24 protein-coding genes, 5 pseudogenes and 1 other annotated feature are annotated in these 26,769 nt (G+C 56.7%); of the genes and pseudogenes, 11 read left to right on the forward strand and 18 right to left on the reverse strand.

Annotated features, from left to right (window positions below):
- Nucleotides 1-46 precede the first annotated feature (46 nt).
- Nucleotides 47-520, forward strand: a complete 474-nt coding sequence (locus WLO32_RS05005) for a 2TM domain-containing protein (RefSeq protein WP_435947398.1) — start codon at nt 47-49, stop codon at nt 518-520.
- On the opposite strand, the gene WLO32_RS05010 is transcribed toward WLO32_RS05005, so the two are convergent.
- Together WLO32_RS05010 and WLO32_RS05015 are read right to left on the reverse strand one after the other, a co-directional pair.
- On the reverse strand, nt 506-1,894 hold the full coding sequence (locus WLO32_RS05010) for an EAL domain-containing protein (protein WP_435948248.1): 1,389 nt from the start codon (nt 1,892-1,894) through the stop codon (nt 506-508). The genes WLO32_RS05005 and WLO32_RS05010 overlap by 15 nt on opposite strands.
- Nucleotides 1,887-2,081 (reverse strand): hypothetical protein, encoded by a 195-nt coding sequence (locus WLO32_RS05015; protein WP_435947399.1) that lies wholly within the window; start codon nt 2,079-2,081, stop codon nt 1,887-1,889. Before WLO32_RS05015 ends, WLO32_RS05010 begins: the two co-directional genes overlap by 8 nt.
- Before the next feature lie 131 nt (nt 2,082-2,212).
- Here WLO32_RS05015 and WLO32_RS05020 point away from each other — a divergent pair, with 131 nt between their 5' ends.
- Nucleotides 2,213-2,935, forward strand: a complete 723-nt coding sequence (locus WLO32_RS05020; protein WP_435947400.1) for a GntR family transcriptional regulator — start codon at nt 2,213-2,215, stop codon at nt 2,933-2,935.
- Here WLO32_RS05020 and WLO32_RS05025 read toward each other — a convergent pair.
- On the reverse strand, nt 2,923-4,122 hold the full coding sequence (locus WLO32_RS05025; protein WP_435947401.1) for an enolase C-terminal domain-like protein: 1,200 nt from the start codon (nt 4,120-4,122) through the stop codon (nt 2,923-2,925). The genes WLO32_RS05020 and WLO32_RS05025 overlap by 13 nt on opposite strands.
- 303 nt (nt 4,123-4,425) lie before the next feature.
- On the opposite strand from WLO32_RS05025, the gene WLO32_RS05030 reads away from it, so the two are divergent.
- A complete protein-coding gene (locus WLO32_RS05030; RefSeq protein ID WP_435947402.1) occupies nt 4,426-5,796 on the forward strand; it encodes a PTS transporter subunit EIIC in 1,371 nt (456 codons plus the stop codon).
- Nucleotides 5,797-5,868: 72 nt separating this feature from the next.
- The gene (locus tag WLO32_RS05035; RefSeq protein ID WP_435947404.1) at nt 5,869-6,864 is read left to right on the forward strand and encodes a LacI family DNA-binding transcriptional regulator; all 996 of its coding nucleotides are present in this window, start codon (nt 5,869-5,871) and stop codon (nt 6,862-6,864) included.
- Here WLO32_RS05035 and WLO32_RS05040 read toward each other — a convergent pair.
- Both WLO32_RS05040 and WLO32_RS05045 read right to left on the reverse strand, forming a co-directional pair.
- Nucleotides 6,844-8,305 (reverse strand): annotated as a pseudogene (locus WLO32_RS05040) (glycoside hydrolase family 32 protein). The gene WLO32_RS05035 and the pseudogene WLO32_RS05040 sit on opposite strands and share 21 nt — an antisense overlap.
- Before the next feature lie 5 nt (nt 8,306-8,310).
- Nucleotides 8,311-9,562 (reverse strand): annotated as a pseudogene (locus WLO32_RS05045) (MFS transporter).
- Between the two features lie 200 nt (nt 9,563-9,762).
- Here WLO32_RS05045 and WLO32_RS05050 point away from each other — a divergent pair.
- Nucleotides 9,763-10,683, forward strand: coding sequence for an aminoimidazole riboside kinase (locus tag WLO32_RS05050; RefSeq protein ID WP_435948249.1), 921 nt, complete (start codon nt 9,763-9,765; stop codon nt 10,681-10,683).
- Between the two features lies 1 nt (nt 10,684).
- Here the strand turns inward: WLO32_RS05050 and WLO32_RS05055 are convergent, their stop codons facing one another.
- Genes WLO32_RS05055 through WLO32_RS05070 form a run of 4 tightly spaced genes read right to left on the reverse strand, consistent with a single transcriptional unit; the run spans nt 10,685 to nt 13,995 of the window.
- Entirely contained in the window at nt 10,685-11,356 is a 672-nt protein-coding gene (locus WLO32_RS05055; RefSeq protein WP_435947405.1) for a methionine ABC transporter permease, read from the reverse strand.
- Complete coding sequence (locus WLO32_RS05060) at nt 11,341-12,132, reverse strand: methionine ABC transporter ATP-binding protein (RefSeq protein ID WP_435947406.1); 792 nt, start codon at nt 12,130-12,132, stop codon at nt 11,341-11,343. Before WLO32_RS05060 ends, WLO32_RS05055 begins: the two co-directional genes overlap by 16 nt.
- Complete coding sequence (locus WLO32_RS05065; RefSeq protein ID WP_435947408.1) at nt 12,129-12,938, reverse strand: MetQ/NlpA family ABC transporter substrate-binding protein; 810 nt, start codon at nt 12,936-12,938, stop codon at nt 12,129-12,131. The genes WLO32_RS05060 and WLO32_RS05065 overlap by 4 nt, the downstream gene beginning before the upstream one ends.
- Nucleotides 12,939-12,957: 19 nt before the next feature.
- Nucleotides 12,958-13,995 (reverse strand): isopenicillin N synthase family dioxygenase, encoded by a 1,038-nt coding sequence (locus WLO32_RS05070; RefSeq protein ID WP_435947409.1) that lies wholly within the window; start codon nt 13,993-13,995, stop codon nt 12,958-12,960.
- A 300-nt stretch (nt 13,996-14,295) separates the two neighbouring features.
- Here WLO32_RS05070 and WLO32_RS05075 point away from each other — a divergent pair, with 300 nt between their 5' ends.
- Nucleotides 14,296-14,553 carry a type B 50S ribosomal protein L31 gene (locus tag WLO32_RS05075; protein WP_121265412.1) on the forward strand — a complete coding sequence of 86 codons (258 nt, stop codon included), beginning with the start codon at nt 14,296-14,298 and terminating at the stop codon, nt 14,551-14,553.
- Between the two features lie 2 nt (nt 14,554-14,555).
- The gene (ykgO, locus tag WLO32_RS05080) at nt 14,556-14,696 is read left to right on the forward strand and encodes a type B 50S ribosomal protein L36 (protein ID WP_121265414.1); all 141 of its coding nucleotides are present in this window, start codon (nt 14,556-14,558) and stop codon (nt 14,694-14,696) included.
- Nucleotides 14,697-14,774: 78 nt separating this feature from the next.
- Here ykgO and WLO32_RS05085 read toward each other — a convergent pair whose 3' ends face one another.
- The 6 genes and pseudogenes from WLO32_RS05085 to acrA all read right to left on the reverse strand — a co-directional run bounded on the left by WLO32_RS05085 (nt 14,775) and on the right by acrA (nt 21,764).
- Nucleotides 14,775-15,233: a YlaC family protein gene (locus WLO32_RS05085; RefSeq protein WP_435947410.1), complete on the reverse strand. Its 459-nt coding sequence runs from the start codon at nt 15,231-15,233 to the stop codon at nt 14,775-14,777.
- 133 nt (nt 15,234-15,366) lie between these two features.
- On the reverse strand, nt 15,367-15,930 hold the full coding sequence (gene maa, locus WLO32_RS05090; RefSeq protein WP_435947411.1) for a maltose O-acetyltransferase: 564 nt from the start codon (nt 15,928-15,930) through the stop codon (nt 15,367-15,369).
- Between the two features lie 273 nt (nt 15,931-16,203).
- Nucleotides 16,204-16,422 carry an HHA domain-containing protein gene (locus WLO32_RS05095; RefSeq protein ID WP_121265420.1) on the reverse strand — a complete coding sequence of 73 codons (219 nt, stop codon included), beginning with the start codon at nt 16,420-16,422 and terminating at the stop codon, nt 16,204-16,206.
- A gap of 30 nt (nt 16,423-16,452) precedes the next feature.
- Nucleotides 16,453-16,827 (reverse strand): Hha toxicity modulator TomB, encoded by a 375-nt coding sequence (tomB, locus tag WLO32_RS05100; protein WP_121265422.1) that lies wholly within the window; start codon nt 16,825-16,827, stop codon nt 16,453-16,455.
- A gap of 560 nt (nt 16,828-17,387) precedes the next feature.
- Nucleotides 17,388-20,538 (reverse strand): annotated as a pseudogene (acrB, locus tag WLO32_RS05105) (multidrug efflux RND transporter permease subunit AcrB).
- A gap of 22 nt (nt 20,539-20,560) precedes the next feature.
- A pseudogene (acrA, locus tag WLO32_RS05110) lies at nt 20,561-21,764 on the reverse strand (multidrug efflux RND transporter periplasmic adaptor subunit AcrA).
- A 143-nt stretch (nt 21,765-21,907) separates the two neighbouring features.
- On the opposite strand from acrA, the gene acrR reads away from it, so the two are divergent.
- Entirely contained in the window at nt 21,908-22,546 is a 639-nt protein-coding gene (gene acrR / locus WLO32_RS05115) for a multidrug efflux transporter transcriptional repressor AcrR (RefSeq protein ID WP_435947412.1), read from the forward strand.
- 7 nt (nt 22,547-22,553) lie between these two features.
- On the opposite strand, the gene rsmS is transcribed toward acrR, so the two are convergent.
- From rsmS to priC, 3 genes and pseudogenes are all read right to left on the reverse strand, one after another.
- Complete coding sequence (rsmS, locus tag WLO32_RS05120) at nt 22,554-22,712, reverse strand: pleiotropic regulatory protein RsmS (protein WP_435947414.1); 159 nt, start codon at nt 22,710-22,712, stop codon at nt 22,554-22,556.
- Nucleotides 22,713-22,961: a hypothetical protein gene (locus WLO32_RS05125; RefSeq protein WP_435947415.1), complete on the reverse strand. Its 249-nt coding sequence runs from the start codon at nt 22,959-22,961 to the stop codon at nt 22,713-22,715.
- A 38-nt stretch (nt 22,962-22,999) separates the two neighbouring features.
- Nucleotides 23,000-23,537 (reverse strand): annotated as a pseudogene (gene priC, locus WLO32_RS05130) (primosomal replication protein PriC).
- A gap of 55 nt (nt 23,538-23,592) precedes the next feature.
- Between priC and WLO32_RS05135 the strand changes: the two are divergent.
- From WLO32_RS05135 to dnaX, 3 genes are all read left to right on the forward strand, one after another.
- The gene (locus WLO32_RS05135; protein WP_435947417.1) at nt 23,593-23,961 is read left to right on the forward strand and encodes a DUF454 family protein; all 369 of its coding nucleotides are present in this window, start codon (nt 23,593-23,595) and stop codon (nt 23,959-23,961) included.
- A 159-nt stretch (nt 23,962-24,120) separates the two neighbouring features.
- The gene (gene apt / locus WLO32_RS05140; RefSeq protein ID WP_435947419.1) at nt 24,121-24,672 is read left to right on the forward strand and encodes an adenine phosphoribosyltransferase; all 552 of its coding nucleotides are present in this window, start codon (nt 24,121-24,123) and stop codon (nt 24,670-24,672) included.
- 103 nt (nt 24,673-24,775) lie between these two features.
- A complete protein-coding gene (gene dnaX / locus WLO32_RS05145) occupies nt 24,776-26,698 on the forward strand; it encodes a DNA polymerase III subunit gamma/tau (RefSeq protein ID WP_435947420.1) in 1,923 nt (640 codons plus the stop codon).
- Nucleotides 26,031-26,095, forward strand: a sequence feature (DnaX frameshifting element). Its footprint overlaps the gene before it by 65 nt.
- Nucleotides 26,699-26,769: the final 71 nt, after the last annotated feature.

The following is a 26,769-nucleotide window of genomic DNA, read 5'->3' on the forward strand; positions in this document are numbered from 1 at the left end:
CCCGGCGCAAGATAAAAGCTGGTTAAACCCGTAGAGAGAACCTGCTATGAAACACTCAACTATTAAAGCGCTGCGCTTATCAAGAGCCTGGTCCCAGGAGCAACTGGCCGAGCTTTCTTCTTTAAGCGTGCGCACCATTCAGCGTATTGAGAACGGCGGCCAGGCGAGCCTGGAAACCTTAAGCGCGATAGCCGCGGCCTTCGATTTAAAGGTGGCCGATTTGAACGCGGAAATGGCCGAGGAGCCCGCTCAGGATGAGGCCCTGAACCAGAAAATCGACCGGGCGAAACGTCGCCTGGATCGGGAGTACGGTTTTTATCGCGCGGTAATGACCTGGGCGGTCGTCTGCGCCGGGCTGGCGGCAATAAATCTGTTTACCTCTCCTGAACGCTACTGGTTTATCTGGCCGACGGTCATTTGGGGGGCGCTGCTGGCGCTACGCGGCGCGAGGCTGTTTGTTTTCCACGGCTGGCTGGAGCGCCGTCAGCAGCAGCGGCTGCAGAAGCTATTGCGCAAGTAGCGGGGGCCGCGCATCGTTACGGGCAACCCACTCGATAAACTCCCGTTTTGGCAGCGCCTTGCTGTAGAGCCAGCCCTGTCCGTACTGCACCCCGTGCCTGCGTAGCCAGCAGGCCTGGGCCTGCGTCTCAACGCCTTCCGCCACCGTGGCGATATTCAGCGTCTTTGCCATCTCGATGATGTGCGGCGTGACGTTTTTATACTCCAGCGCATCGACGAAAGACTTATCGATTTTCAGCACGTCGACGGCCAGGGTATTCAGGTAGCTGAGGCTGGAATAGCCGGTGCCGAAATCGTCGATATAGATGGGATGCCCCGCGCGGCGAAACTGGTCGATAACCGGAGCGGTAAGTTTTGGGTTGGCGAAACCCCGCTCGGTAATTTCAAAGGCTATCTGCCCGGGCTTGATGAAATAGCGCATCAGCAGGGGACGGATGTACTCAAGGATATGCAGGTTACGCACGTCACAGGGCGCAAGGTTAATAGAAATACGGTGCTCAGGGCGATCGTGCAGCCAGTCGCCGAGCTCCGCAAAGAGCTTGTCTATCACCTGCTCGGTTATTCTGGTGATAAGCCCGGTTTCTTCAGCCAGTGGCACAAAAATATCGGGGCTTAAATAGGTACCGTCCGGCTGCGCCCAGCGCAGCAGAATTTCCGCGCCGACGCTTTTTCCGCTTTGTAAATCAACGACGGGCTGATACATCACGGTAAAGTCATCGTTTTTAATGGCGTCGACAATACGCGCGCGGGGCGACTGCAAACGGCGCAATAAATGCGTGATATACAGCCCGGCGGCAAGACCGGCGCCGATGCCGATGGGCAGCCAGATCAGCAGCTGCTGATACCAGGCTTTATTAAGCGGCGCCAGCGGGGCCCAGGTAATCATCGCCATGCCCAGATTATTTTCCCGATGAATAACGTAAGCGGAGCCCTGATACTGGAACTGGTTTAGCCCCTTTGCCAGCGGGCCTTTCCAGGCGGCGGGATCCAGCGGGCCGTTGGTGGCGATCGCCAGGCCGCGGTTCAGCTCGATCATGGCGATATTCATGGGGTTGCCGCTAAAGGGGATCACATCGATAAACGACACGGGATCGATGGCCGCAATATGGGACGCTTTACCGATATAGACCATGGGGCGTTTAAAACCCAGATCCGTGGTATTTGAGTACCAGGCGCCGAAGCCTTCTTTACCGGTGCGATCGGGCCTGCCAATGGCTGCGCCGTTGTCAAACGCTTCCAGGGAGGAGCAAAGAATATGGCCATCGCGCTGGAAAAGAATTTCCTGCACGTAACGGTATTTAAGGCCAACGCGCCGCATTTCCTGCCGATGGGCGTAGGAGCACGAAGCGTAGCTAAAGCCGTTAATGTCATTGATGGCGCGGGTGGGCCTGCTCTATCACCCGCTCGGTGCGTATAACGGCGCGGGAAGCGAACTCTGAAAGCTCAGCGTGAAAGGCCTGCTCGGCCTTGCGGTGCGCGAGGTAAATACTCAGCAGCACGGGAACCAGCACCGCGACTATCAGCACGCCGTTAACCGCACCTGCTATTTTTCTGTTGGCCATTGTTTTCAACCCGGAGAGAAGCTCTTTATTTTTTAATCATTTTCGGTGCTGAAGCCAAGTCTAGCTCAGCCCCTCGCCGGATGATATGTTGCAACGCAAAGGAAAGTCCGGCGTGAAAATCTGGCGGCGATATGAAGAAAAAAGAATTTATTACTCAGGATTTGCTCAGCAAAATCTATCAGCGCAGCGGGCCGGCGTTGCGCAAGCTTCCTCCCGAGCGGCGGCTGGCCGAAGAATACGGCGTTTCCCGATTCACTATCCGCCAGGCGCTGGAAAAGCTGGCGAGCATCGGGGTCGTTGAAATTGTGCAGGGCTCGGGTGTCTGGATTAAACCGCAGGCGAGCAGTCATCCGCTGGTGTACAACTCCATCACTGAAAAGCGCTTCGATCAGATTGCTTTTCGCATGGTCAACCTGCATAAAAAACTGCCCGATCGCGAAGAGCGGCAGGTATTCGGCCTCGGTGAAGAGGAGTTTATCTGGCAGTTTTGCCGCCTGCGCTACGTGGATAATCAAAAGGTGCAGATTGAGATCTCAAGGATGCCGGTCAAGGATTTTCCCGACCTCAACCAGCTTATTATTGAGCAATCCCTCCAGCAGTATGTGCTGGGCAAGGGCTATCGCATCTCGCATTTGCTGACCAGCTACCGGGCCGTCAGCGTCAGCAAAGAGCAGGCGGCGCTGCTGGAATGTAAAAAAGGCAGCCCGGCGATGCATATCATCAACCGGGGCATCCTTGAAGGCGGGCGGGTGTTCGAGATCAGCGAAATCATTGATATCAACTATTCGTGCACCTACGTAACCCCCTTTAACCACGACAGCCTGGCGTTTCGCAAAGGCGATCAGGGCGTATGAATCGCGCCGTTCGGTAAACGGCTTTGCGTCCATTCATGCGGGCGGTATTCCACCGGGAAGCTTTCGGCTTTTTGCTGGTCGAAACCTACGCCGATGCCTGCTTTTTCCGGTGGATACAGGTAGCCCTGTTCTGCCGCCGGCGCGCCGGGGAACACCGCTTCGGTATTCGGTTGGTTGGGAATAAATTCCTGAATCGCCGCGTTGTGCAGATGAATATTCAGATGGGTATTCACCGCCACGCCGATTGGCGTCATGTCCGGCGGCCCGTGCCACGCCAGACGTACGCCGAAGGCCTGGCACAGAATGGCCAGCTTCAGCGCGGGCGTAATCCCGCCGATCTGCGAGACGTGGCAGCGAATAAAATCAATGCGCCGGTTGACAATCAGCTCGTGCCATTCGGCAGGGTTGTTAAACAGCTCGCCCATGGCCAGCGGAACCGAAGAGTGCGCGCGGACCTGCTCAAGCCACGCGCTGTGCTGCGGCGGCAGAATATCTTCCAGAAACCACGGCTGGTAAGGCTCAAGCCGCTTCGCCAGCTGTATGGCCTGCTGCGGAAAAAGGCGCTCGTGCACGTCATGCAGAATATGGAACCGGCTGCCGTACTTCTCCCGCAGGGCTTTAAACATGGCCACGGTATTGTCCATGTATTCATCCTGATCGTAATAGGCGCCGGGGGTGGGGGTTTTGGTGGCGTGCAGGTTTTGCGGCGTACCGCCGTAAAAACCGAGCTGGCAGCGAATATAGCGGTAGCCCTGCTCCAGCAGCTTATCGACCTCCGCATACAGCCCTTCCAGCGTTTCGCTGGCCGCATGGCCGTACGCCGCTATCGCGTCTTTCGATTTGCCGCCAAACAGCTGATACAGCGGCATATCCGCCAGCTGGCCTTTGATGTCCCACAGCGCCATATCCACGCCGGCGATGGCGTTGTTGATCACCGGGCCGTTACGCCAGTAGGCGTTGACGTTCATCATTTGCCACAGGTCTTCAATATTGTTGGCGTCCCGCCCGACCAGCAGCGGCCTGAGATACTCATCGACCATGGTTTTCACCGCCAGCGGACGCTGCTGGAAAGTGGCGCAGCCGTGGCCGGTCACGCCTTTACCGGTGGTCACGCGCACGGTGACGAGATTGTGGCGATCGGGCTTGGTAATAAAGCATTCGATATTTTCAATAAGGGTTGGTAGCACGAGATAACTCCACAAGCCGTAAGAAAAAAGGACGGTTGCCCACCATAAAAAGGATTTCTTTATTTACTATCGCCTTATTTAAAGGCGCGGGTAAACAGCTTTTTTAAATATTTTTATTGGTCAGGAAATACTTTGAATATGCGTGATAAACCAGACCAATTTGCGCTATTGTCGTTTTTAATGCCTTGCAATAAGGTAATTGTGACGCGCATCAGCTTTTATTGGTTTGTTTTGTCCCGCTTCTTTCTCTACGCTTTCAGACCATGCGGCATATAACAATAAACGGATTCTTCGGAGCGATTAATGGGGACAGTTGAAGCCATCAATAATATTATCCGGCTGGTTGGCGGGGTCGATAATATTAATAAAGTCTGGCACTGCATGACGCGCCTGCGTTTTGACATCGTTGATGAAAGCAAAATCGATCAGCCGGCGATAAAAGAGCTGCCGGGTATCTTAGGCACGCAAATCCAAAGCGATCAGTTTCAGATTATCATCGGCCCGCAGGTGAATCGCTGGTATGAACAACTCTCTTGCGCGCTGGGCTCGCCTTCTACGCGCAGCACGGCCGGCGAGCGAAAAAAAGAGCGTAAAAGCCCGATCTCTTTGTTTATGGATACGGTCTCCGGCGTATTCGGTCCCATAGTGCCTGCTATCGCCGGCGCCGGGATGATCAAAGGCTTACTGGCGGGGCTTATTGCGCTAAAGGCGATCTCCGCGAAAAGCGACACGGTGATCGTCATCGATTTAATCGCCAGCGGCGTGTTCTATTTCCTGCCGTTCTTCCTTGCGATTTCGGCGGCGCGCATGTTCAAAACCAATGAATATCTGGCCGCCGCGGTTGCCGCCTGCTTTATGTATCCGTCGCTGATTGAGGCGGCAAAAGCGCTGGCGGGGCACGCGCCGGATGCCGTTGAGGCGTTCTATTTCCTGAACGCGATCCCGGTTTCCGTTTTTAACTATGCCGCAAGCGTTATCCCGGTGATCTTCTCGGTGCTTGCCCTGAGCTATATCCACCGCTGGGTCGACGGCATCATGCCGGACGTGCTGAAAACGGTCTTTACGCCCACGCTGACGCTGTTTTTAGCCGCCCTTGTTGCGCTGGTGATTATCGGCCCGCTGGGCATTTACCTCGGCAGGGGGCTGGCGTGGTTTATCGAAGGGCTGTTCGGCATTTCGGCGAGCTTTGCCGGGCTGGTGGTCGGCGCCATTCGTCCGGTAGCCATTCTGACCGGCATGCATCATGCCATGACGCCCATCGCGCTGCAAAACTTCACCGACCGCGGCTACGACATGCTGATGCCGATGATGTTTATGGCGAATATGGCGATTGCCGGCTCCACTTTTGCCGTCTGGCGGCTGAGCAAATCGCGCTCCGAGCGCTCGGTGGTGCTCTCCGCGGGGATCTCCGCGCTGCTTGGGATCACCGAGCCTGCGCTGTTTGGCGTACTGACGCGCTACAAAAAGGCGTTTATCGCCGCGACCGTGGCGAGTTCCGCGGCGTCTGCGTTTATCGCCTTCTTTGGCGTGCGTCTGTACGGCTATATTTTGTCGAGCATCTTCAGCCTGCCGGCCTATATCGGCCCTTACTTTGCGTTCGCGTTGCTGGGCGTGGTGCTGGCGCTGGTCCTGTCGTTTACGCTGACGACGCTGCTGCTACGCGAGAAGGCCTGAATGTGATGCCGGGCGGGAAAAAACGCTGAAAACTGTATATTATCAGGACATTCCCAAATTCCCGGCACCCACATGGCCTCTTTGAAAGATGTAGCAAATATGGCTGGCGTATCCCTGATGACCGTTTCACGGGTTATCAACCATGCCGAACATGTCAGCCCGACCACCCGCGAGCGGGTGCAAAAAGCGATCGAAGCGCTTAACTACGTGCCGGACTATTCGGCGCGTAAGATTCGCAGCCAGGGGACGAAAACCTCGACGATTGCTATTCTCGCCCTCGACACGGCCACCACGCCGTTCTCGGTTGAGATGCTGCTGGCGATAGAGCAGACGGCGCGCGAGCGGGGCTGGAACAGCTTTCTTATTAATATCCTTTCTTCTGAAGACGCCGAGCGCGCCGTGCGCCACCTGCTGGCGCAGCGTCCTGACGGCATCATTTTCACCACCATGGGGCTGCGCCACGTTATCCTTCCTGCAGCGCTGGCGGGCAAACAGGTCGTGCTGGCGAACTGCGTAACGGACGATAAAACGCTGCCGTGCTATATCCCGGATGATTTTGCCGGGCAGTACCAGGCCACGCGGTACCTGATTGCTAAAGGCTATCGCCGCCCGCTTTGCTTCTGGCTGCCGGAAAGGGCGCTTGCCAGCAGGCCTCGCCGCGACGGTTTTATTCAGGCCTGGCGCGAGGCGGGGCTTTCCCTTGCCGCGGCGCGGCAATATCACATGGCGATGGGCGATGAGCATTACACGGATTTAGCCGCGCTTTTGGATCGGCACTGCACGAATGGCGAGGCGGATTTCGACGTGCTGGTCTGCGGCAACGACAGGATTGCCTTCGTGGCCTATCAAACACTGCTGGCGCGGGGCATCAGCATCCCGCAGCAGGTCGCGGTGCTGGGGTACGACAATCTGGTGGGCGTGGGGGAGCTGTTTCTGCCGCCGCTGACGACGGTGCAGCTGCCGCATCACGAGATTGGCCGTCAGGCGGCGCTGCATCTGATTGAAGGCCGCACGCAAGGCGGCGTGCAGCCCGTGGCCTGTCCTTTGTTAAAGCGCGTTTCCCTGTAGGCCGCAGGGCTTAAGCAGCCATAACGATCCGCCGCGGCAAAGCGCGCGGCCACAATCGGCAAACAGCTGCAGCTGCCGATCCTGCTGCGGATAAATCCGGCTGCTCAGGCAGTATTCTCCCTCGTTAACAAATACCTCAATGGATGAGCGGTCGATAAAAATCCGCAGGCGCAGATCGCCATTTTCCGGCAGCGGCACGCTGCGGTCGCCGCTGAGCTGCTCGTCGGGATAACGCCGGGCCAGCACCAGGCGCCGGGCCTGGTCGTCAACGAAGAGTTCGCAGCCGGTGCCCAGGCGTAGCCCGTAGCGCTCGGCGCGGCTTTCGCGACAGTCCCAGTTCAGCTCCAGCTCTGCCGCCTCCGCGCAGTCCTGCAGGATCTGGCGCTCGTTTTCCAGCACGCAGGGCATAACAGGGTGTTCCTTTCCGCGCAGGGAAAGCAGTTCGCGAACCGGCGTCTGGCGCAGCCGCCCCTGCGCGTCAGCGGTAATTTCTCTGGGCAGCGTCAGGCAGCCGGCCCAGCCTTCGCGTTTGGACGGCATCGGGGACTCCCACATGTCCATCCAGCCCATCAGGATCCTGCGTCCGTCGGCGGCAAGAAACGACTGCGGAGCATAAAAATCGTGCCCGTGATCCAGCTCGGTAAAGTCGCCATGCTGCACAAAATCCCCGCCCGGCTGCCAGCATCCCCGCAGATAGCCGCTCTGGAAGAGGTTGCGGTGCTGATAGCCGCAGGCCTGTATGCCCTGCGGGGAGAAAATAAGGTAATGGGCGTGGCCCCGCGGCGAAAAAGTCCGGGCATTCCCACATGTAGCCCATGGCGGGTTCGGCTCTGGCAAGAGTGCGCTCCAGCCTCCACTCGCGCAGCGAAGCGCCGCGGTAAAGCAGCACCTGGCCGCGATCGTCGGCGTCCCGCGCGCCGATGACCATCCACCAGCAGCCATCCTCCTGCCACACTTTTGGATCGCGGAAATGCATAAAGCCTTCCGGCGGCGTTAACACCACGCCCTGTTTTTCAAAATGAACGCCGTCCTGGCTGGTGGCGAGGCACTGCACCTGGCGGACGGCGCTGTCGTTTCCGCAGCCGTTAAGCCAGATATGCCCGGTATAGATCAGCGACAGCACGCCGTTATCGTCCACCGCGCTGCCCGAGAAGCAGCCGTCGCGATCCCATTCGTCCCCCGGCGCCAGCGCAATGGGCTGGTGCCGCCAGCGCACCATGTCTGTACTGGTGGCGTGGCCCCAGTGCATCGGCCCCCAGTTTTCATCAAACGGATGATGCTGGTAGAACGCGTGATAAAGGTTGTTGTGGAAAATCAGCCCGTTGGGGTCGTTCATCCAGCCGGCCGGCGGCGCAAGATGAAATTGCGGGTAAAACCGGCCGCCGCGGCTGGCCTGGTTAGCTTCCAGGGCGTGCATCGCCCGGGCAAGTTGTTGCGTCATAATGATTACCTGGTTGTCAGATTTAAAGAAGGCAGGTCGTTTTGCGGCTTATCCCCCCGCAGCAACATGCCTGAGATCAGGGTGAGGGACAGCACCAGCGCCGCCATGATCATATAGGTGTCGGCAAAGCCCAGCAGGTCATAGCCACGCCCGGCGAGCGGCGAAAGGACGGTGGCGCAAATTGAGGTGATGAACTGAAAACCCACCAGATAGAGCGTGGCGGACAGCCGCTGATCGAACCGGGTGGTGATGTACTTGAACATCGCGATAAGCAGGACAGGCAGCTCGACCGCGTGAAGCAGTTTCATCAGGGAAATGGTCAGCGTATCGCTCGCCATGCCGGAGCCGAAAATACGCAGCGCCATGATAAGCCCGCTCAGCAGCAGGCCGCGTTTGGCGCCGATTTTATTGACCAGCAGCGGGGCGAGAAACATGCCGCCCGCCTCCAGAAACACCTGCAAGGAGTTAAGGAAGCCGAACATTTCGTTGCCGCGCTGCACGTTGTGGAACAGCGAGGCGAAAAAGACCGGAAACTGCTGGTCGTAAACGTTATAGACGCTGACGCCGCAGACGAAGACCACCAGCGCCCAGAAGTCAGGCAGCCTTAACAGCCCCAGCGCGTCGCTGACGGTCAGCGCGTTGCTTTTGCCAAATTCGAGCTCGTTTAAGGCATCAGGCTGCGCTTCGCGCATCCACCACAGCAGCGCCAGGAACAGGCAGGCGGAAACGCTGCCCATCCAGAAATTCAGATTGGCATCGAGGTTGAACAGCATGCCGGCGATAAAAGTCGCGCCCGCCCAGCCCAGCGAACCCCACATGCGGGATTTGCCATATTCAAACCCGACGATGCGGCTCACGCGCTCGGTATAAGACTCCAGCGCGCCGATCCCGGCAAAGAAGGTGGCGCCGACATACAGGCCGACGCTTATCGCCCCCGGCAGGATGTGAAAATGCAGCAGCGGCGTGCAAACGAAAACAAAAAACGGCCCGCTGGCGAGCAGCAGGGCCGCCAATGAGCCAGAGCAGGTTTTTACGCAGGCCGAGTTTGTCCTGCAAAAAGCCATACAGCGGCTGCGCGCAAAGGGCGGTAAAGGCGATTATCGAAAAAATAATGCCGGTTTCCGCCCCCTTGAGCCCGATTTTTTGGTTCAGCCACAGCGAAAGCAGTGAAAAGGCCGAAGACCAGGTCCAGAAGAACGTAAACAGCAGTCCGCTCAGAACCAGGTAGTGATGTTGTTTGCGTGTGATGCGTGCCATGTGTGCCGTCTCTCAGAAGGGTTCGGCTAAATTGTTAACGTTAACTTTTACCGTTGAAAAGGGCTTTAAGTACAAAAATGTGATGTTAATTCCATTTGTTAACGTTAACAATTAAACTTTGTGATCGAAATGGCATACTTAAAAAAACGGGCGCAGGCGGGTTTTGGCCGGCGATAAACGGCATGTGGGGAAGGAAAATGATGAAAATCTGGTCGCTGGGCGACGCGGTGGTGGATCTGCTGCCGCTGGAGGGAATGCGGTTCGAGGCCTGTGCGGGCGGCGCGCCGGTCAACGTGGCGGTAGGCGTATCGCGCCTTGGCTTTGCCAGCGGTTTTATCGGCCGCGTGGGGAAGGATCCTTTCGGTGAGTTTATGCGTCGCACTTTGACGCAGTTCGGCGTAGATACCCGCCATATGGAAGCCGATGAGCGCTATCGCACCAGCACTGTGGTGGTAACCCTTGCGGAGAAAGGCGAGCGTGAATTTACCTTTCTGGTTAATCCTTCCGCGGATCAGTTTTTGACGCCCGCCGCTTTACCGGAGTTTGGCGCCGATCTGCTCCACTACTGTTCGCTGGCGCTGGTGGCCGAACAATGCCGTCATACCGTCAGCGAGGCGATTTCACGCCTGCATCAGGCGGGCGGGCTGGTGAGTTTTGACGTCAACCTGCGCGCCCAGCAGTGGGTCGACGCGCAGTTTATGTTCAGTTCCGTAGATGCCTTCGCCCGCCGGGCCGACGTGCTGAAACTCTCTGAGGAAGAAGCGTTATGGCTTACGCAAACGGCGACGGTTAACGAAGCGCTGGAGGGGCTAAGAGCTTATCCGGCGGCCCTCAAGCTGGTGACCCAGGGAGAAAAGGGCGGCGTAGCGCTGTGGCAGGATAAACGTTACGCCTATGCCGGTTTTCTGGTGGACAGCATTGACACTACGGGGGCGGGCGACGCGTTTATGGCGGGGCTGCTGGCCGGGATTGCCCGGCAGGGCATGCCTTCTGCCCCGCGCGAGCTTGCCGGCTTGCTGACCCAGGCCTCCGCCTGCGGAGCGCTGGCGACCACCCACAAAGGTGCGGTCGCCGCGGCTCCGGATGCGGCGATGCTGGCGTCGTTTATTGCAAGGCAGTGAGCTAACGACGGTGCGCGAGGCGCCTGACCAGCCTGTCGCCCGTCATTTGCACTATCTGCACCATCACCACCAGAATCACCACGGTGCCGACCATCACCTGATTATTAAAGCGCTGATAGCCGTAGCGGATGGCTAAATCTCCCAGCCCGCCGCCGCCAATAACGCCCGCCATGGATGAGAAGCCGATCAGCATAACGACCGTAAGCGTAATGCCCGCAAGCATGGCGGGCAGCGCTTCGGGAAGCAGCACTTTGCTAATCACATGCCAGGCGTTGCCGCCCATGGAGAGAATGGCCTCAATGCGGCCTTTATCTACTTCATCAAGGGCGCTTTCCACCACGCGCGCAAAGAACGGGAAGGCGCCGATGGTAATAGGCACCACGGCGGCGGTGCTGCCAAGGGTGGTGCCGACGATGATTCTGGTAAAAGGAATCAGCGCGATCAGCAGCACGATAAACGGCAGCGAGCGGCCGACGTTGACGATGCTGCCGATAATCTGGTTTGCGCGCGGCGCGGGCAGCACGCCGTCGCGGCGGGTGATAAACAGCAGCACGCCGAGCGGCAGGCCGATAATCACGGTAAACAGGGCCGCCAGGCCGACCATATAAAGCGTGTCGAGCGTGCCGTCGAGCAGCAGCGGCCAGAGGTCTTCCCAGGCTAAGCGACTTCGCATAATTTTATTCCCTCCACTCCATGACGGCGTAAAAATGCCTGTTCCGCCTCCCGGTCGGGAAGCAGGGCGCCACGCAGGCGCGAGTAAGGATCGACCAGCAGCCGGGCCAGCGGACCGCTTTCAATAAGTTTGCCCTTTTCCAGCAGGGCGGCGTGATCGCAGATGGCTTTCACCACTTCCAGCTGGTGGGTAATCAGCACGATGGTTAAGCCGAGCTTGCGGTTAATGTCCGCCAGCAGCGCCAGCACCGAGGCGGTGGTTTCCGGATCCAGCGCGCTGGTGGCCTCATCGCACAGCAAAATATCAGGATGCGCCGCAAGCGCTCTTGCAATTCCCACGCGCTGCTTTTGTCCGCCGGAAAGCTGCGAGGGGAAAGCCTGCGCCTTATCGGCTAAGCCAACCAGCTCGAGCAGTTCCGCCACGCGTTTTTCGCGCGCGGCGCGCGGCTGGCCGGCAATCTCCAGCGGTACGGCGATGTTATCCGCCACGTTGCGGGCGTGAATCAGGTTGAAGTGCTGAAAGACCATCCCGGTGCGCTGACGATGCTGGCGCAGCTCGCGCTGGCTCAGGGTGGTTATCTCTTTGCCGTCCATCATAATGCGGCCCGAGGTGGGCCGCTCCAGCAGGTTGAGACAGCGAATCAAGGTGCTTTTCCCGGCGCCGCTGCGCCCGAGAATGCCGTAGATTGCGCCGTCGGGCACGTTCAGGGAGATGTTATCCAGCGCCGGTTGGCCTTCTCCGGCATACACTTTGCTCAGCCGCTCAAGGGTAATCATGACTGAGGCGCCGCCACCGGGATCACCGAACCGTTGAACTGCTTACGGATAAAGTCGGCCACCTGCGGCGACTCTAAGTCTTTCGCCAGCTCTTTGATGCGCGGGTCGTTGGCGAGGTCCGGATTAGTGACCAGGATATTGGCGTAAGGGTTGTGCGTCGCGCTCTCGAGGCCGAGGGAATCTTTAGCCGGCGTCAGCCCCGCTTCCAGCGCGTAGTTGCCGTTGATCACCGCCAGATCGACGTCATCAAGCGAGCGCGGCAGCTGCGGCGCTTCGATTTCAATAATCTTCAGGTGCTTCGGATTGTCGGCGATATCCTTCGGCGTGGCCTGGTTTGTCGCCGCGTCTTTAAACTCCGGCCTGAGCGTAATCAGCCCCTTGTCCTGCAACAGATAAAGCGCACGGCTGAGGTTAGTGACGTTATTCGGCAGCGCGATGGTGGCGTTTTCCGGCACTGATTTCAGATCCTTGTATTTATGAGAGTAAATGCCCAGCGGCTCGATATGCACCGTCGCGGCGACGCTGAAGTTTTTGCCCAGCGCTTTTTCCTGATCGCGTAAATAAGGCACGTGCTGGAAATAGTTGGCGTCTACATCGCCGTTCGCCAGCAGCTCGTTGGCGTTAACGCCGTTGCTGAGCTCGACGATTTTTAGCTTCAGGTTGGGATCGAGCTTTTGCACAAAGGCGAGAATCTCGGCGTGCGGCACCGGATCGGCGGCAACGCGTAGTGTTTCCGCTGCGTGTGCGCTGAAAGCCAGAGTTAAAGACAGCGCAATACCTGCCAGTTTAAAAGAGGCATATTTCATGGGGTTTTCCTTATTAGTATTAAGCGATTAATTCTGCGCTGTTGCGCAGCACGTCCGGGTAATAACGTTCCGCCACGTCCGGATGGGAGCGCAGGCGGCCTTTCAGGTAGTTCCAGCCCACATCGCGCAGCAGCGGGTTGCGCGGATCGCTCTCCGGGCCGTGCGCCTCACGCGCCAGCTCGGGGGGCAGGGCATAAACCGGCACCACCGCATCAAGCTGCGCGCCGAGGAAGAAGGCGATGGACAGGCGCTCTTCGTTCGGCGGCGGGGAAACGACGCGGTGCACGGTAGCGCGCAGATAGCCGTTGGTGGCCAGCTCCAGCAGTTCGCCGATGTTCACCACAAAGCTGCCGGGCAGCGGCACGGCATCGACCCAGTTGTCCGGGGTGACTTCCACCTGCAGACCTTTTTGCCGATCCTGCAGCAGGAAGCTCAGGAAGCCGGAGTCTTTGTGCGCCCCCACGCCCTGGTCGCCCACCGTGGACTGCTGGCCCGGATAGCGAATCAGTTTGATGTGTTCGTTAGGTTTGCTGCCGTAAAGCGGGTCGAAGCTGTCCGTCGGCAGCTCCAGCGCTTCGGCGAAGGTGCGCAACAGCCTGAGCGCCACGGCGGTCATTTCGCGCTGGAACTGCAAAAGCGTGGGCTTCAGTTCAGGAAGTGATGCCGGCCACAGGTTGGGCCCCTGCAGACGATGCCAGCCCGGTTCGTCCTGGCCTGTCGGCAGGACGGGACGTTCGGCGCCCAAATCAAACTGTTCACGCCAGTCTGGTTTGCCGCGGGTTAATTCGCTGGCGGCGCGGTTGTAGCCGCGAAAATGCGGCGAATGGATCATCGCCACCTTCTGTTTTTCGGCGTCAGGCAGCGCGAAGAAGCGGTGCGCTTCGTCCTGAACCGCCTGCTGCAGCTCCGGGCTGACACCGTGATTAATCAGGTAGAAAAAGCCAATTTCGCGCGCGGCGTGGCGCAGCTGGCTAAGGAAGGCGGCGCGATCTGTTGCGGTGCCGTCAAGCTGTGAGAGATCGAGTATCGGCAGCGCTGGGGTAAAAGTTGTGCTCATTCTGGACTCCGGTCAATTGAGATGTGTTAGGTTCGCTTTCTGACGGTTTGGCACAACAGCGGCGCAGCTTCATGATGGTTTCCTTTGGTTATGGCGAGGTTCGGCCCATGGATGCAACATTGCCGCAAGCCATTTGCGCCGCCCAATATTGTTATCTTCTAAGTTATGACGCGCAGAGGGTCTAAGCATTTTCAGGATTTGGCTAACGCCGCAGTGCCTGGTCCTGTGCCAAAGCCGCTTGCATTTTAAACGCGCATCCTTTACCGTATTGTTATGTTATAACGTATCAAGGTGAAGGCAATGAAACGCGATATCCATCCTTACTACCGCACCGTGGTGTTCCACGACACCAGCGCCAATGAGTACTTTAAAGTAGGTTCGACGATAAAGACCGACCGGGAAATTGAGCTCGACGGACAAACTTACCCGTACATCACTATCGAAGTCTCTTCCGCTTCCCATCCGCACTACACCGGCAGGCAGAGGACCTTTGAAAAAGAAGGCAGCCCGGCGCGCTTCCAGCAGCGCTTTGGCCGATTTTTTGGCAAGGAGGCATAGTTATGAAGGTACTGAGCTCGCTGCGTAGCGCAAAGCAGCGTCATCCGGACTGTCAGATCGTAAAGCGTAAGGGAAGGGTTTACGTGATTTGCAAAAGCAACCCGCGGTTTAAAGCGGTGCAGGGCAGAAAGAAAAAACGTTAGGGCCTGAGAGCGTCAGGGCTGCCTGGCAAGGGGGAACCTGAGCCAGGCTTCCCCTGAAAACGCCCGCCTGAAGCGGATTTAAGCGCGGGACAAGGAGAAAACATCGTAAAAAGACAGTTCCCCTTTGCGGGTAATCATGTTCTGCAGCAGCGTTTTCTGCTGCGCGTCCACGCGCGGGGATTGCAGAATGTCATCAATCAGCGTGGCCGGCACGTTGCGGGTGTTGTACCACTCGCCGTTATAGCAAACCCGTAAATCCAGCACGTCGATATCGCTGTAGCGGTAGCGCGGATTCACATCGAAAAAGAAAAAGCCGTTAAGCAGGGCGAAAAGCACCACCAGCAGCCACACCGAGCCTGCCAGCGTCTCAGATTGCATCATCACGACGAGCGTGGCGAGCCAGCCCACCCACATGCCAACAAACAATCCCGGATGTTTACGAATAAAACTGATGCTAAACCGCGGGCGGTTATCACGCTTCTCGGCGACGTTCAGCTGTTCAATCGTATCGTTAAGCAGGCGCTGGATTTCGGTCATGGGAAGCCTTCTGATTTCAGGTAAGTCGCGGATACCACAAAAGTGACGACGCTATTTTAAGAAGCCGTCGTCCGGCAAAAAAGTAACAGATTAGGCTAAATTAACCATAACAGTTCGCCGCGCCTTGCCGTACTCAGAGCGTTTTAATGATTCGCGCCGGGTTGCCGGCAACCACGCAGTTTGCGGGCACGTCTTTAGTCACAACGGAGCCCGACCCTACCACAACGTTGTCACCGAGGGTCACGCCGGGGTTAATCACCGCGCGGCCGCCAATCCAGACGTTATTGCCTATGGTCACCGGTTTGCCGAACTCCGCGCCGCTGTTGCGCGTCCGGGCATCCAGAGGATGGGTGGCGGTATAAATATGCACGCCGGGTGCGAACATACAGTTGTCGCCAATGCGTACCGGGCAGACATCGAGAATCACGCAGTCAAAGTTGGCGTAGAAATTTTGACCCAGGTATATGTTGTAGCCGTAATCGCAGCGGAACGAGGGTTCGATGTAGGCATCGTTGCAGCTGCCTAATAGCTCTTCTAGCAGATCTTTACGCACGGCGCTTTCGTCCGGCGCGGTATGGTTGTAGCGATGGACCAGATGACGGGCTTTTACCCGTTCGGCGTGCAGCTGTTCATCCGAAGGGCGATACAGCTCGCCTGCGATCATTTTACGTTTTTCTTCACTCTGCGTTTCGTTCATCGTTGTCGCTCTTTGTTGCCCGGTATGGAAACCCTGACCCTAAACGAAAAAACCTCGTCGCGATCGGGAACGTTCCCTGATTGTGCGAACGATCACAGTTAAGGTTAGCAGACGCGGACCAGTAAATTGAGCACTTCAGATGGCGTTCACGGAATAAGCATTGGCCATGACGATGGCGTGAAACTGGCAATAATTTGCGGCGTTTCGCCTGAACATGGCAAGCAGAGGGAGCCGGGCCGATGCGCTAAAAATAAGCAATAAAGTTTCGGAGTATTAACGAATAAATTTCCATACCGAAGGGGGGATCTTATCGTAAAGCTTATTCATGGTAAGTTCTGCCAGACGATGGTCGGCCGCTGAATAAAATACCGCCAGCTCATTGTCAGATAATTCATATTTATTCTTTTCAATTACTCGCTCTAACGTATCAATTGTTTGGCAACGTCGTAGACGCATCAAATAATCGGTCTTGGTTAAGGGCTTAGTTGTCATAAATTCACCTTAAGTATGTGTGATATTTTTTTAAAAGGAGAGGCTGACCGGGTTAGCGCGGCTCTCGCTGACAAAACACCGAAACAATCGATTCCCCGACTTACGCCATTTTTGCAGGTCCTGAGCGTTGATGCCGTAGTTGCTAAAAAGCATAAAGGTGTCGTCCAGGTATTCGTCTATTTGCTCAATCAGTTTGCTTTCGTCGTCATACTTTATCTTGTAATTAAGCGCAAAAGCCGCAATGTGCTCGATCAAATCATTTAGCTGCAGGTTAATGGCTGACGTAGGATCGTTAACCCAACCATGATTGCTCTCTCCCAGGTTGGTCAGACAGTCATGATACAGGTTTTCGCACAAGAATTTAAGCTGCGCTATATCATGCCGTTTTGGTGAGTATTCGTCCATAATGCAGCCCCTTTTATCGAAGAAAATTTGATAAAACGTAATGCGTTGGGGTGGACACACCTTGAAGAGGTGGGAATCGTTTACAACGATTGTTTCATATGCCTTTACTATAAATCAATCTGCTAAGGATTTCCTCGCGCTATTACTAAAAATTACAATTCCGCGCTATTCGCGCATTTGCCGCGCGGTCCGCTAATACTTTCGTATGAAATTAGGCTTTTTCCTGGTAGCGGAACAGTCTTAATCTAGGCGGCAACCAGGATTAATATCATAAGCTTAAGACGCTAAAAAAGGCTAAATGTTAAATTAAATTCGGAAAAGTCGCGGCTTAGGATTAATCTTAATTAATAAGTATGAACGTTAATTTTATGCTGCGCAAAAGAAAATTTAAGATAAAACCGGCGTGATGTTTTGCCGTCAGGAATAATATATTCCGCAACAGCTTGAAATCAATCGCAAGAACAATGGCTGTCGATGCTTATATATCGGCTTATAGATGCTAAGGCTATTAAGCATAAAAAAGGCCGCTGACGCGGCCTTTTAATAACATATTTAGCAGGTTACTGGTGGCGTTCCACCTGGTGGGTATGTTCCACATCCTCAGCCCTGCGGCTGAAGCGGCGGCGTACCACCACAAAGAACACCGGCACGAAGAAGATAGCCAGAATGGTTGCGGTAACCATCCCGCCCATTACCCCGGTGCCTACGGCGTTTTGCGCGCCGCTCCCGGCGCCGGAACTGATAACCAGCGGCATAACCCCGAGGATAAAGGCCCAGCGACGTCATCAGAATCGGACGCAGACGCATACGTACGGCCTCAAGGGTGGCTTCAACCAGCCCCTTGCCCTCTTTTTCCATCAGATCCTTGGCGAATTCAACGATAAGGATCGCGTTCTTCGCCGACAGACCGATGGTGGTCAGCAGGCCTACCTGGAAGTATACGTCGTTGGTCAACCCGCGGAAGGTGGCGGCAAGCAGCGCGCCGACGACCCCGAGCGGAACCACCAGCATAACCGAGAATGGAATCGACCAGCTCTCGTACAGCGCCGCCAGACACAGGAAGACGACGATTAACGAAATGGCGTACAGGGCAGGGGCCTGGTTGCCGGACAAGCGTTCCTGATAGGACATGCCCGTCCAGTCATAGCCGATGCCGGTTGGCAGTTTACCTGCCAGCTCTTCCATCATGTTCATTGCCTCGCCGGTACTCTTACCCGGCGTTGCCTGGCCCAGGATCTCCATGGACGGCAGACCGTTGTAACGTTCCAGACGCGGCGAACCATACTCCCAGTGCGCGGTGGAGAAGGAGGAGAACGGCACCATCTGCCCGCCAGAACCCCTTACGTACCACTCGTTGATATCCTGCGGAAGCATACGGAACGGCGCGTCGGCCATGACGTACACTTTTTTCACACGCCCACGGTCGATAAAGTCGTTGACGTAGCTGCCGCCCCAGGCGGCGCCCAGCGTGGTATTGATATCCGAAATGGATACGCCCAGCGCCTGCGCTTTCTCCTGATCGATATCCACTTTAAACTGCGGCGTATCTTCCAGACCGTTCGGACGCACGCCCACCAACAGGTCAGGATGCTTGGCAATTTCGCCAAACAGCTGGTTACGAGCCTGGGTCAGCTTGTCGTGGCCAAGGTTTGCCTGGTCAATCAGCTGGAAGTCGAAGCCCGTTGCGGTACCCAGCTCGACGATAGCCGGCAGGTTGAACGGAAACACCATCGCATCTTTGATTTTTGAAAACTCAGCGGCGGCTCGTCCGGTAATGGCTGCGACCTTGTTTTCATCACCCGAACGCTCCGACCAGTCTTTTAAAGAGACGAAGGCTATACCGGTATTCTGACCGCGGCCCGAGAAGCCGAAGCCGTTAACCGCAAACACCGACTTCACGTTTGCCTTCTCTTTTTCCAGATAGTACTTCGTCACTTCATCAAGGACTTTCTGCGTACGTTCCTGGGTGGCGCCCGCCGGAAGCTGGGCCATGGTCAGGAATACGCCCTGGTCTTCATCCGGCAAGAACGAGCTTGGCAGACGAACAAACAGGAAGGCCATGCCGACGACTATCAGCAGGTAAAGCAGCAGGTAACGACCGGTGCTACGCAAAATGCCGCCGACGCTGTCGGTGTAGTGATGCGTGCTCTTGTCGAACATGTTGTTAAACCAGCCGAAGAAGCCTTTCTTCTCGCCATGATCGCCTTTGGCGATCGGCTTAAGCAGGGTGGCGCACAGCGCGGGCGTAAGAATCAACGCGACCAGCACCGACAGCACCATGGCCGATACGATGGTAATGGAGAACTGACGGTAAATCGCACCGGTAGAGCCGCCGAAGAAGGCCATCGGGATAAATACCGCCGAGAGCACCAGCGCGATACCCACCAGCGCGCCCTGAATCTGCTCCATCGATTTACGCGTGGCTTCTTTCGGCGGCAGTCCTTCCTCCGCCATCACGCGCTCGACGTTTTCCACCACCACGATGGCGTCATCCACCAGCAGGCCTATCGCCAGCACCATCCCGAACATCGTCAGGGTGTTTATCGAGTAGCCAAAGGTGGCCAGCACGGCGAAGGTGCCCAGCAGCACCACCGGCACCGCAATCGTTGGGATCAGCGTTGCGCGGAAGTTCTGCAGGAACAGGTACATTACCAGGAATACCAGCACGATCGCTTCAACCAGCGTTTTTACCACTTCGTTGATAGAGATTTTAACGAACGGGGTCGTATCGTACGGGTAAACCACCTTCATACCGGCCGGGAAGAAGGGTTCCAGCTTGGCGATGGTGGCGCGGATGGCGTCCGCGGTATCCAGCGCGTTGGCGCCGGTCGCAAGTTTAATCCCCAGACCAGACGCAGGCTGGCCGTTAAAGCGCGCGATAACGTCATAGTTCTCGCCGCCCAGCTCAACTTTCGCCACATCTTTTAGCTGCACGCGCGAGCCGTCCGGGTTGACCTTCAGCAGAATTTTGCTGAATTCATCTGCGGACTTCAGGCGGGTTTGCGCGATGATGGAGGCGTTAAGCTGCTGGCCTTTCACCGGCGGCGTACCGCCCAGCTGACCGGCTGCCACCTGGGCGTTTTGCGCTTTGATAGCCGTAATCACGTCTACCGGCGTGAGCTGGAAGTTGTTCAGCTTGTTCGGGTCCATCCAGATACGCATCGCGTACTGGGCGCCGAACAGCTGAACGTCGCCTACGCCGGTGGTACGGCTGATAGGATCCTTCATGGTCGCGCCGACGTAGTCGGAAATATCTTCCTGCGTCATGCTGCCGTCGGTGTTGATGACCCCGACCACCATCAGGAAGCTGCTGGATGATTTCTCAACGCTTACGCCTTGCTGCTGTACTTCCTGCGGCAACAGCGGCATAGCCAGCTGCAGTTTGTTCTGCACCTGAACCTGCGCGATGTCCGCATCGGTACCTGAGTCAAAGGTAATGGTTATCTGCACGGTACCAGAAGAGTCGCTGGTCGAGGACATGTACAGCAGGCCATCGATACCGTTCATGTTCTGTTCGATAACCTGCGTTACGGTATCCTGTACCGTTTTCGCATCTGCACCCGGATAGGTTGCTGAGATCGTAATTGCCGGCGGCGCAATGGTTGGATATTGCGCGATGGGCAATTTCATGATCGCAAGCCCGCCCGCCAACATAATAATGATGGCGATAACCCAGGCAAAAATCGGGCGATCGATAAAAAACTTAGCCATGTCTTAACGGCTCCTGTTTAAGTTAAGACTTCGTTTGTTCGGACTGTGCGCCTGCGGCGGTCTGTTGGTCCTGACCTTTATTCTCGTCCGCTACTTCCTGCGCCTTCACCTGAACACCGGGTTTCACCTTCTGCAAACCGGTTACGATAACGCGATCGCCGGTCTGCAACCCGTCGGTTACCAGCCATTTATCACCAATCGCCTGAGATGTTTTCAGCTGACGCACTTCGACCTTATCGTCTTTGCCCACCACCATCGCGGAAGCATCGCCGCGTGGCGTACGGGTCACGCCCTGCTGTGGCACCAGAAGCGCGTTCGGATTCACGCCCTCTTCGAGTTTGGCACGTACGAACATGCCCGGCAGCAGGGTTTTATCCGGGTTAGGGAAGATGGCGCGCAGCGTGATGGAACCGGTAGTCTGATCGACAGTCACATCGGAGAATTCCAATGAACCTTCCTGGGAATAGGTGATACCGTCGTTAGTGACTAACTGAACTTTGGCCTTACCGTTTTCCTGTTTCAGCTTGCCTTCGGCCAGCTCTTGCTTAAGACGCAGGAAATCGTTGCTGGACTGGGTAACGTCGACATAGATAGGGTCGAGCTGCTGCACGGTGGACAAGGCGGTGGTTTGTCCGCTGGTCACCAGCGCCCCTTCGGTAACGGCAGATTTGCCGATGCGTCCGCTGATAGGCGAGGTCACTTTGGTATAGGCCAGGTTAATACGGGCGGTTTCAACGGCGGCTTTCGCAGCGACTACGCTCGCATTCGCCTGCTGTGATTCCGCAAGCGCATTGTCATAGTCCTGTTGGCTGATGTATTTCGTGCCCAGCAGTTTCTGATAACGCTTCAGCGTCACCTGAGCGATATTGGCGCTGGCCTGCGCTTTGGCCAGGTCGCCTTTCGCGCTGTCGTAAGCGGGCCTGATAAGTCGCAGGATCAATTTGATAAAGCGAGACACCCGCCTTAATTTCACTTCCTTCTTCAAAGTTACGCTTCAGAATAATGCCGCTTACCTGCGGACGAACTTCAGCAATACGGTAAGCACTAGTACGGCCAGGGAGCTCTGTTGTGATCTGTAAAGGCGCGCTTTTCAGTGTCACCACACCCACTTCAGGGGCTTGCGGCGCACTCTGCTGGGTCTCTTTGTCGTTACATCCTGTAAGCGCTAAGCTGCCTGAAAGCATCAGAACGGCCGCCAGAGGCGTAAACCCTCTGTTTTTGTTCATATGTAAACCTCGAGTGTCCGATTTCAAATTTGTTCAATGGATCAAATGCCCACAAACCCATTGCTGCGTTTATATTATCGTCGTGCTATGGTACATACATTCACAAATGTATGTAAATCTGACTCCAGTAAATTCACCGACATATGGCACGAAAAACCAAACAACAAGCCCTCGAAACCCGCCAGCACATTCTTGATGTGGCTATTCGTTTGTTTTCACAGCAGGGTGTTTCTTCTACGTCGCTGGCGGATATCGCCAAAGCGGCTGGCGTTACCCGCGGTGCAATTTATTGGCATTTCAAAAATAAGTCGGATTTATTTAATGAGATCTGGGAACTGACCGAATCCAGTATCGGTGATTTAGAAACTGAGTATCGGGCAAAATTTCCTGACGATCCACTCTGCGTTGTCAGAGAGTTGCTTATTTACATACTGCAGGCAACGGTGACGGAAGAAAGGCGTCGATTAATGACGGAGATCATTTTTCATAAATGTGAATTCGTTGGAGAAATGGCTGTTTTACAGCAGGCCAGACGCACGCTTTATATGGAAGGCAACGAGCGTATTGAAATGAGCCTTCAGCGCTGTATCGACGCCGGTTCCCTGCCTGCAAACCTGCGTATTTCCCACGCGGTTATTCTGCTGCGCAGCTATATTACCGGCCTGATTGAAAACTGGCTTGTCGCGCCGGACAGCTTCGACCTGTACGCGCAGGCGAAAGACCACGTCGCAATACTGTTGGAAACCTTCCAGTTCTGTCCCACCCTGCGCTGCCCGGGCTAGAGTAAAATCAGCGCGCAGGGGACTCTTCCCGCTGCTTGCGCAAAAAATCATCACGGACGATTTCCAGCGCGCTAAGCACGGTTTGCGTCGGTATTTCATGCTGCTCCAGCAGCATAATTAAATCGACGGCCAGTTTGACTTCATCCGGGGCGTTATCCAGCGACATTTAAGACATCCGTAGTTTGCGAAAGAGAAAAAGAAACAGCAGCGACCCTGCCAGCGCCGCCGGCAAGGCCTTAAGGTCAAAGGTCGCCAGCGAGCCGATATTAAACACGGCGCAGGCGTAGCCGCCGGTTAACGCGCCCGTTACGGCCAGAATCAGCGCAACGGCGAAACCGCCGGCGGCGGCGGGGCGCAGAAGATTCACCGCTATTGCCGCCAGCACACCAGTTATCATCCAGGTTAGCAGACCCATCGTTTTCCCCTGAACGCTAAGCGATGACTCTATTATAGCTAACCCAGCCCACGTTCCCTGCGTTCGATGGCGCGTTCTATGCGGGCGATAGCCTGCCGGCAGCGCTGCAGGCGGCCTTCCTGGGCGGCGATTTCCCGCTGGAGCTGCTGCTGGGCGCTCAGGGACGTTTGTATGCCCAGCCTGCTTTCGCGATCGCTTATCATCGCCAGCAGGCGGCGTTCATAGTCCTGGTGGGTGGAGAGTTTTTCGTAGAGGTTTTCCGGCGCCGGTTTTTGCGGCTCGCTTGCGCGCAGCTTCCACGTGGCCAACTCGCGCGTGAGGGCGGCGATTTGTGCGACCAGCTTTTCGGCAACGAAGGCGACCTGCTCCGTTTTGCCGGTTTTCACGCTAAGCTGAAGCTGAGCGAGATTAGCCTGCGCCTCGGCGAGGTAATCTTTCAGCTGGGTGCTGTGGGTGGTAAAAAGTTTTTTATCGAAGCGGGCCCTGTGACGCACGCTGCAAGGATAAGGGCTCAATGGCTGCCGCCAGTTCCGCGACGCGCGCATCAAGAGCTTGTAAGAGCGAAGCGGTTTTCACAAAATGACTCTCCAGTGGCAGCGCGATTTTCGCGCCAGTTTATTCCGGGACGGGTATGCAAAGGACTATTCTAATCATCATCGGCTGGCTGGCGGTAGTCCTTGCGACGTTCGGCGTGGTGCTGCCTTTGCTGCCGACCACGCCGTTTCTGCTGCTCGCCGCCTGGTGCTTCGCGCGTTCAAGCCCGCGCTTTCACCACTGGCTGCTTTACCGCTCGTGGTTCGGCGGCTATCTGCGCCACTGGCAAAAGCACCGCGCGCTGCCGCCGGGCACCAAACCGAAGGCGATGGTTTTTATCGTGGTAACCTTTGCCGTGTCGCTTTATCTGGTCAACATTTTGTGGGTACGGTTATTCTTGCTGGTGATGATGTGCGCCCTGCTGATCTTTATGTGGCGCATGCCGGTTGTTGACGAGAAGCAATAAAAACCCTGAACGACGCTGGCGGTGGTTGCAAATGTCCGCGCCAGCCAGTAAATTCGACCGTTTTCGAGCACGGGTGCGGCTGGTTAATTGATAAACAGCGGTTCAAAGCGAACCTGCAACGCGCTCTGTGAGTTTCATGTTTTTAGCAGGCAAAAACCCATGACCGCAACTGCGCAGCAGCTTGAGTATCTGAAAAATAGCATCAAAAGCATTCCTGATTACCCAAAACCGGGGATCCTGTTCCGCGACGTTACCAGCTTGCTGGAAGATCCGAAAGCTTACGCCACCAGCATCGAACTCCTGGTCGAGCGCTTTAAAGACGCCGGCATCACCAAAGTGGTGGGGACAGAAGCACGTGGTTTCCTGTTTGGCGCGCCCGTCGCCCTGGCGCTCGGCGTAGGCTTTGTGCCGGTGCGCAAACCGCGCAAGCTGCCTCGTGAAACCATCGCCGAAAGCTACGAGCTGGAATACGGCACCGACCAGCTGGAAATCCACGTGGATGCGATCCAGCCGGGCGATAAGGTGCTGGTCGTGGACGATCTGCTGGCGACCGGCGGCACTATCGAAGCTACCGTAAAACTCATTCGCCGTCTGGGCGGAGAGGTGACCGACGCGGCCTTTATCATCAATCTGTTTGATATCGGCGGCGAACAGCGCCTTGAAAAAATGGGCGTGAAAAGCTATTGCCTGGTGCCTTTCCCGGGCCACTAAGCGCCCGCCGGAGTTGAATGAGAAGCCTCGCCCATCGGGTGAGGCTTATGTTAGCATTACCCCTCAAATTCACCTTTCCCGCGATCAAGAAGCCAATCTGAGAATGAGCTACCAGGTCTTAGCCCGCAAATGGCGCCCACAAACTTTTGCTGATGTCGTCGGCCAGCAACACGTGCTGACCGCGCTGGCTAATGGTTTGTCGCTGGGCCGAATTCACCACGCTTATCTCTTTTCCGGGACGCGCGGCGTGGGGAAAACCTCTATCGCCCGCCTGCTGGCGAAAGGACTGAATTGCGAAACCGGCATTACCGCCACCCCCTGCGGCGTGTGCGATAACTGCCGCGAAATCGAACAGGGGCGCTTTGTCGATCTGATTGAAATCGACGCCGCCTCGCGCACCAAAGTTGAAGATACCCGCGATCTACTGGATAACGTCCAGTACGCGCCGGCGCGCGGCCGCTTTAAGGTCTATCTCATCGATGAAGTGCACATGCTCTCCCGCCACAGCTTCAACGCGCTGTTAAAAACGCTCGAAGAGCCGCCTTCGCACGTTAAATTCCTGCTGGCGACCACCGATCCGCAAAAGCTGCCGGTCACCATTCTTTCCCGCTGCCTGCAGTTCCATCTCAAAGCGCTGGACGTCGAACAGATCCGCCACCAGCTGGAGCATATTCTCGCGGAAGAGCATATCGCCAGCGAGCCGCGTGCCCTGCAGCTGCTGGCCCGCGCCGCGGACGGCAGCCTGCGCGATGCGCTAAGCCTCACCGATCAGGCCATCGCCAGCGGCGACGGGCAGGTGACCACCGCTTCGGTGAGCGCCATGCTGGGTACGCTGGACGACGATCAGGCGCTGTCGCTCATTGAGGCTATGGTCGGCGCCGACGGGCAGCGCGTGATGGCGCTGCTCAACGATGCCGCCGCCCGCGGCGTGGAGTGGGAGGCGCTGCTGGTGGAAATGCTCAGCCTGCTGCACCGCGTGGCGATGGTGCAGCTGTCGCCGTCCGCCCTGGGCAGCGATATGGCGGTGATTGAGCAAAGAATGCGGGAGCTTGCGCGCACCGTGCCGCCGGCGGAAGTGCAGCTTTATTACCAGACGCTGTTGATCGGCCGCAAAGAGCTGCCGTGGGCGCCGGATCGCCGCATGGGCATTGAAATGACGCTGCTGCGCGCGCTGGCGTTCCATCCGCGCAAACCCGTGCCGGAGCCGGAACGGCCACGCGAAGCCGTGGGCATTCCGGTAATCAATCCGGGCTCGCCTCCGCCGCGACCGCAGGCTTCGCCGCCGCCAGGGCAGAGCGAAACCCCGTTGCCGGACACCACAAGCCAGGTGCTGCAGGCGCGCACGCAGCTGCTGCGCCAGCAGGGAGCCAACAAAGCAAAAAAGAGTGAGCCGGCAGCGCCAAATCCAGCGCGGCCGGCAAAAAACACCGCTCTGGAGCGTCTGGCATCGGTTACCGAGCGGATACAGGCCCGTCCGGCCGCAGCCGCCCAGGATAAGCCTGAGCAGAAGCCCGAAGCCTATCGCTGGAAGTCCCAGATAGTTGCCGAAGAGGCGGCCGAGCCGGTCGCCACGCCGAAGGCGCTTAAACGCGCCCTCGAGCATGAGAAAACCCCTGAGCTTGCGCAGAAGCTGGCGCAGGAAGCCATCGAACGCGACGCGTGGGCGGCAGAAATTAATCAGCTGGTGTTGCCAAAGCTGGTACAGCAGCTGGCGCTGAACGCCTGGAAAGAGCAGGACGGCAACCGCATTTGCCTGCACCTGCGCTCCAGCCAGCGCCATCTGAATTCTCCCTCGGCGCAAAAGGCGCTGGCGGAGGCAATAAGCACCTTTAGCGGACAAAGCGTTGAACTGACTATTATTGAAGATGATAATCAGGCGCAACGTACGCCGCTGGAATGGCGTCAGGCCATCTACGAAGAGAAGCTGGCGCAGGCAAGAGAGTCAATGAGCGCTGATAATAACATTCAGACGCTGCGTCGTTTTTTTGACGCGGATTTGGATGAAGACAGCATTCGCCCTGTTTGACAGAACGGTGCATCCGGTCTGTTGTAATCCCTGATAGCCGCTAACCGTATCGTGCGATTAGGCGGCCCGAG

Origin of the sequence: Dryocola mayonis (genome assembly GCF_051307045.1) — a bacterium.
Taxonomy (GTDB): Bacteria; Pseudomonadota; Gammaproteobacteria; order Enterobacterales; family Enterobacteriaceae; genus Dryocola.

Excerpts from the sequence above, each read along its gene's own strand:
- WLO32_RS05005 (WP_435947398.1), top strand. The coding sequence starts at position 47 with ATGAAACACTCAACTATTAAAGCGCTGCGCTTATCAAGAGCCTGGTCC.
- WLO32_RS05015 (WP_435947399.1), bottom strand. The coding sequence starts at position 2,081 with ATGGCCAACAGAAAAATAGCAGGTGCGGTTAACGGCGTGCTGATAGTC.
- WLO32_RS05020 (WP_435947400.1), top strand. The coding sequence starts at position 2,213 with ATGAAGAAAAAAGAATTTATTACTCAGGATTTGCTCAGCAAAATCTAT.
- WLO32_RS05030 (WP_435947402.1), top strand. The coding sequence starts at position 4,426 with ATGGGGACAGTTGAAGCCATCAATAATATTATCCGGCTGGTTGGCGGG.
- WLO32_RS05035 (WP_435947404.1), top strand. The coding sequence starts at position 5,869 with ATGGCCTCTTTGAAAGATGTAGCAAATATGGCTGGCGTATCCCTGATG.
- WLO32_RS05050 (WP_435948249.1), top strand. The coding sequence starts at position 9,763 with ATGAAAATCTGGTCGCTGGGCGACGCGGTGGTGGATCTGCTGCCGCTG.
- WLO32_RS05055 (WP_435947405.1), bottom strand. The coding sequence starts at position 11,356 with ATGCGAAGTCGCTTAGCCTGGGAAGACCTCTGGCCGCTGCTGCTCGAC.
- WLO32_RS05060 (WP_435947406.1), bottom strand. The coding sequence starts at position 12,132 with ATGATTACCCTTGAGCGGCTGAGCAAAGTGTATGCCGGAGAAGGCCAA.
- WLO32_RS05065 (WP_435947408.1), bottom strand. The coding sequence starts at position 12,938 with ATGAAATATGCCTCTTTTAAACTGGCAGGTATTGCGCTGTCTTTAACT.
- WLO32_RS05070 (WP_435947409.1), bottom strand. The coding sequence starts at position 13,995 with ATGAGCACAACTTTTACCCCAGCGCTGCCGATACTCGATCTCTCACAG.
- WLO32_RS05075 (WP_121265412.1), top strand. The coding sequence starts at position 14,296 with ATGAAACGCGATATCCATCCTTACTACCGCACCGTGGTGTTCCACGAC.
- ykgO (WP_121265414.1), top strand. The coding sequence starts at position 14,556 with ATGAAGGTACTGAGCTCGCTGCGTAGCGCAAAGCAGCGTCATCCGGAC.
- WLO32_RS05085 (WP_435947410.1), bottom strand. The coding sequence starts at position 15,233 with ATGACCGAAATCCAGCGCCTGCTTAACGATACGATTGAACAGCTGAAC.
- maa (WP_435947411.1), bottom strand. The coding sequence starts at position 15,930 with ATGAACGAAACGCAGAGTGAAGAAAAACGTAAAATGATCGCAGGCGAG.
- WLO32_RS05095 (WP_121265420.1), bottom strand. The coding sequence starts at position 16,422 with ATGACAACTAAGCCCTTAACCAAGACCGATTATTTGATGCGTCTACGA.
- tomB (WP_121265422.1), bottom strand. The coding sequence starts at position 16,827 with ATGGACGAATACTCACCAAAACGGCATGATATAGCGCAGCTTAAATTC.
- acrR (WP_435947412.1), top strand. The coding sequence starts at position 21,908 with ATGGCACGAAAAACCAAACAACAAGCCCTCGAAACCCGCCAGCACATT.
- rsmS (WP_435947414.1), bottom strand. The coding sequence starts at position 22,712 with ATGTCGCTGGATAACGCCCCGGATGAAGTCAAACTGGCCGTCGATTTA.
- WLO32_RS05125 (WP_435947415.1), bottom strand. The coding sequence starts at position 22,961 with ATGGGTCTGCTAACCTGGATGATAACTGGTGTGCTGGCGGCAATAGCG.
- WLO32_RS05135 (WP_435947417.1), top strand. The coding sequence starts at position 23,593 with ATGCAAAGGACTATTCTAATCATCATCGGCTGGCTGGCGGTAGTCCTT.
- apt (WP_435947419.1), top strand. The coding sequence starts at position 24,121 with ATGACCGCAACTGCGCAGCAGCTTGAGTATCTGAAAAATAGCATCAAA.
- dnaX (WP_435947420.1), top strand. The coding sequence starts at position 24,776 with ATGAGCTACCAGGTCTTAGCCCGCAAATGGCGCCCACAAACTTTTGCT.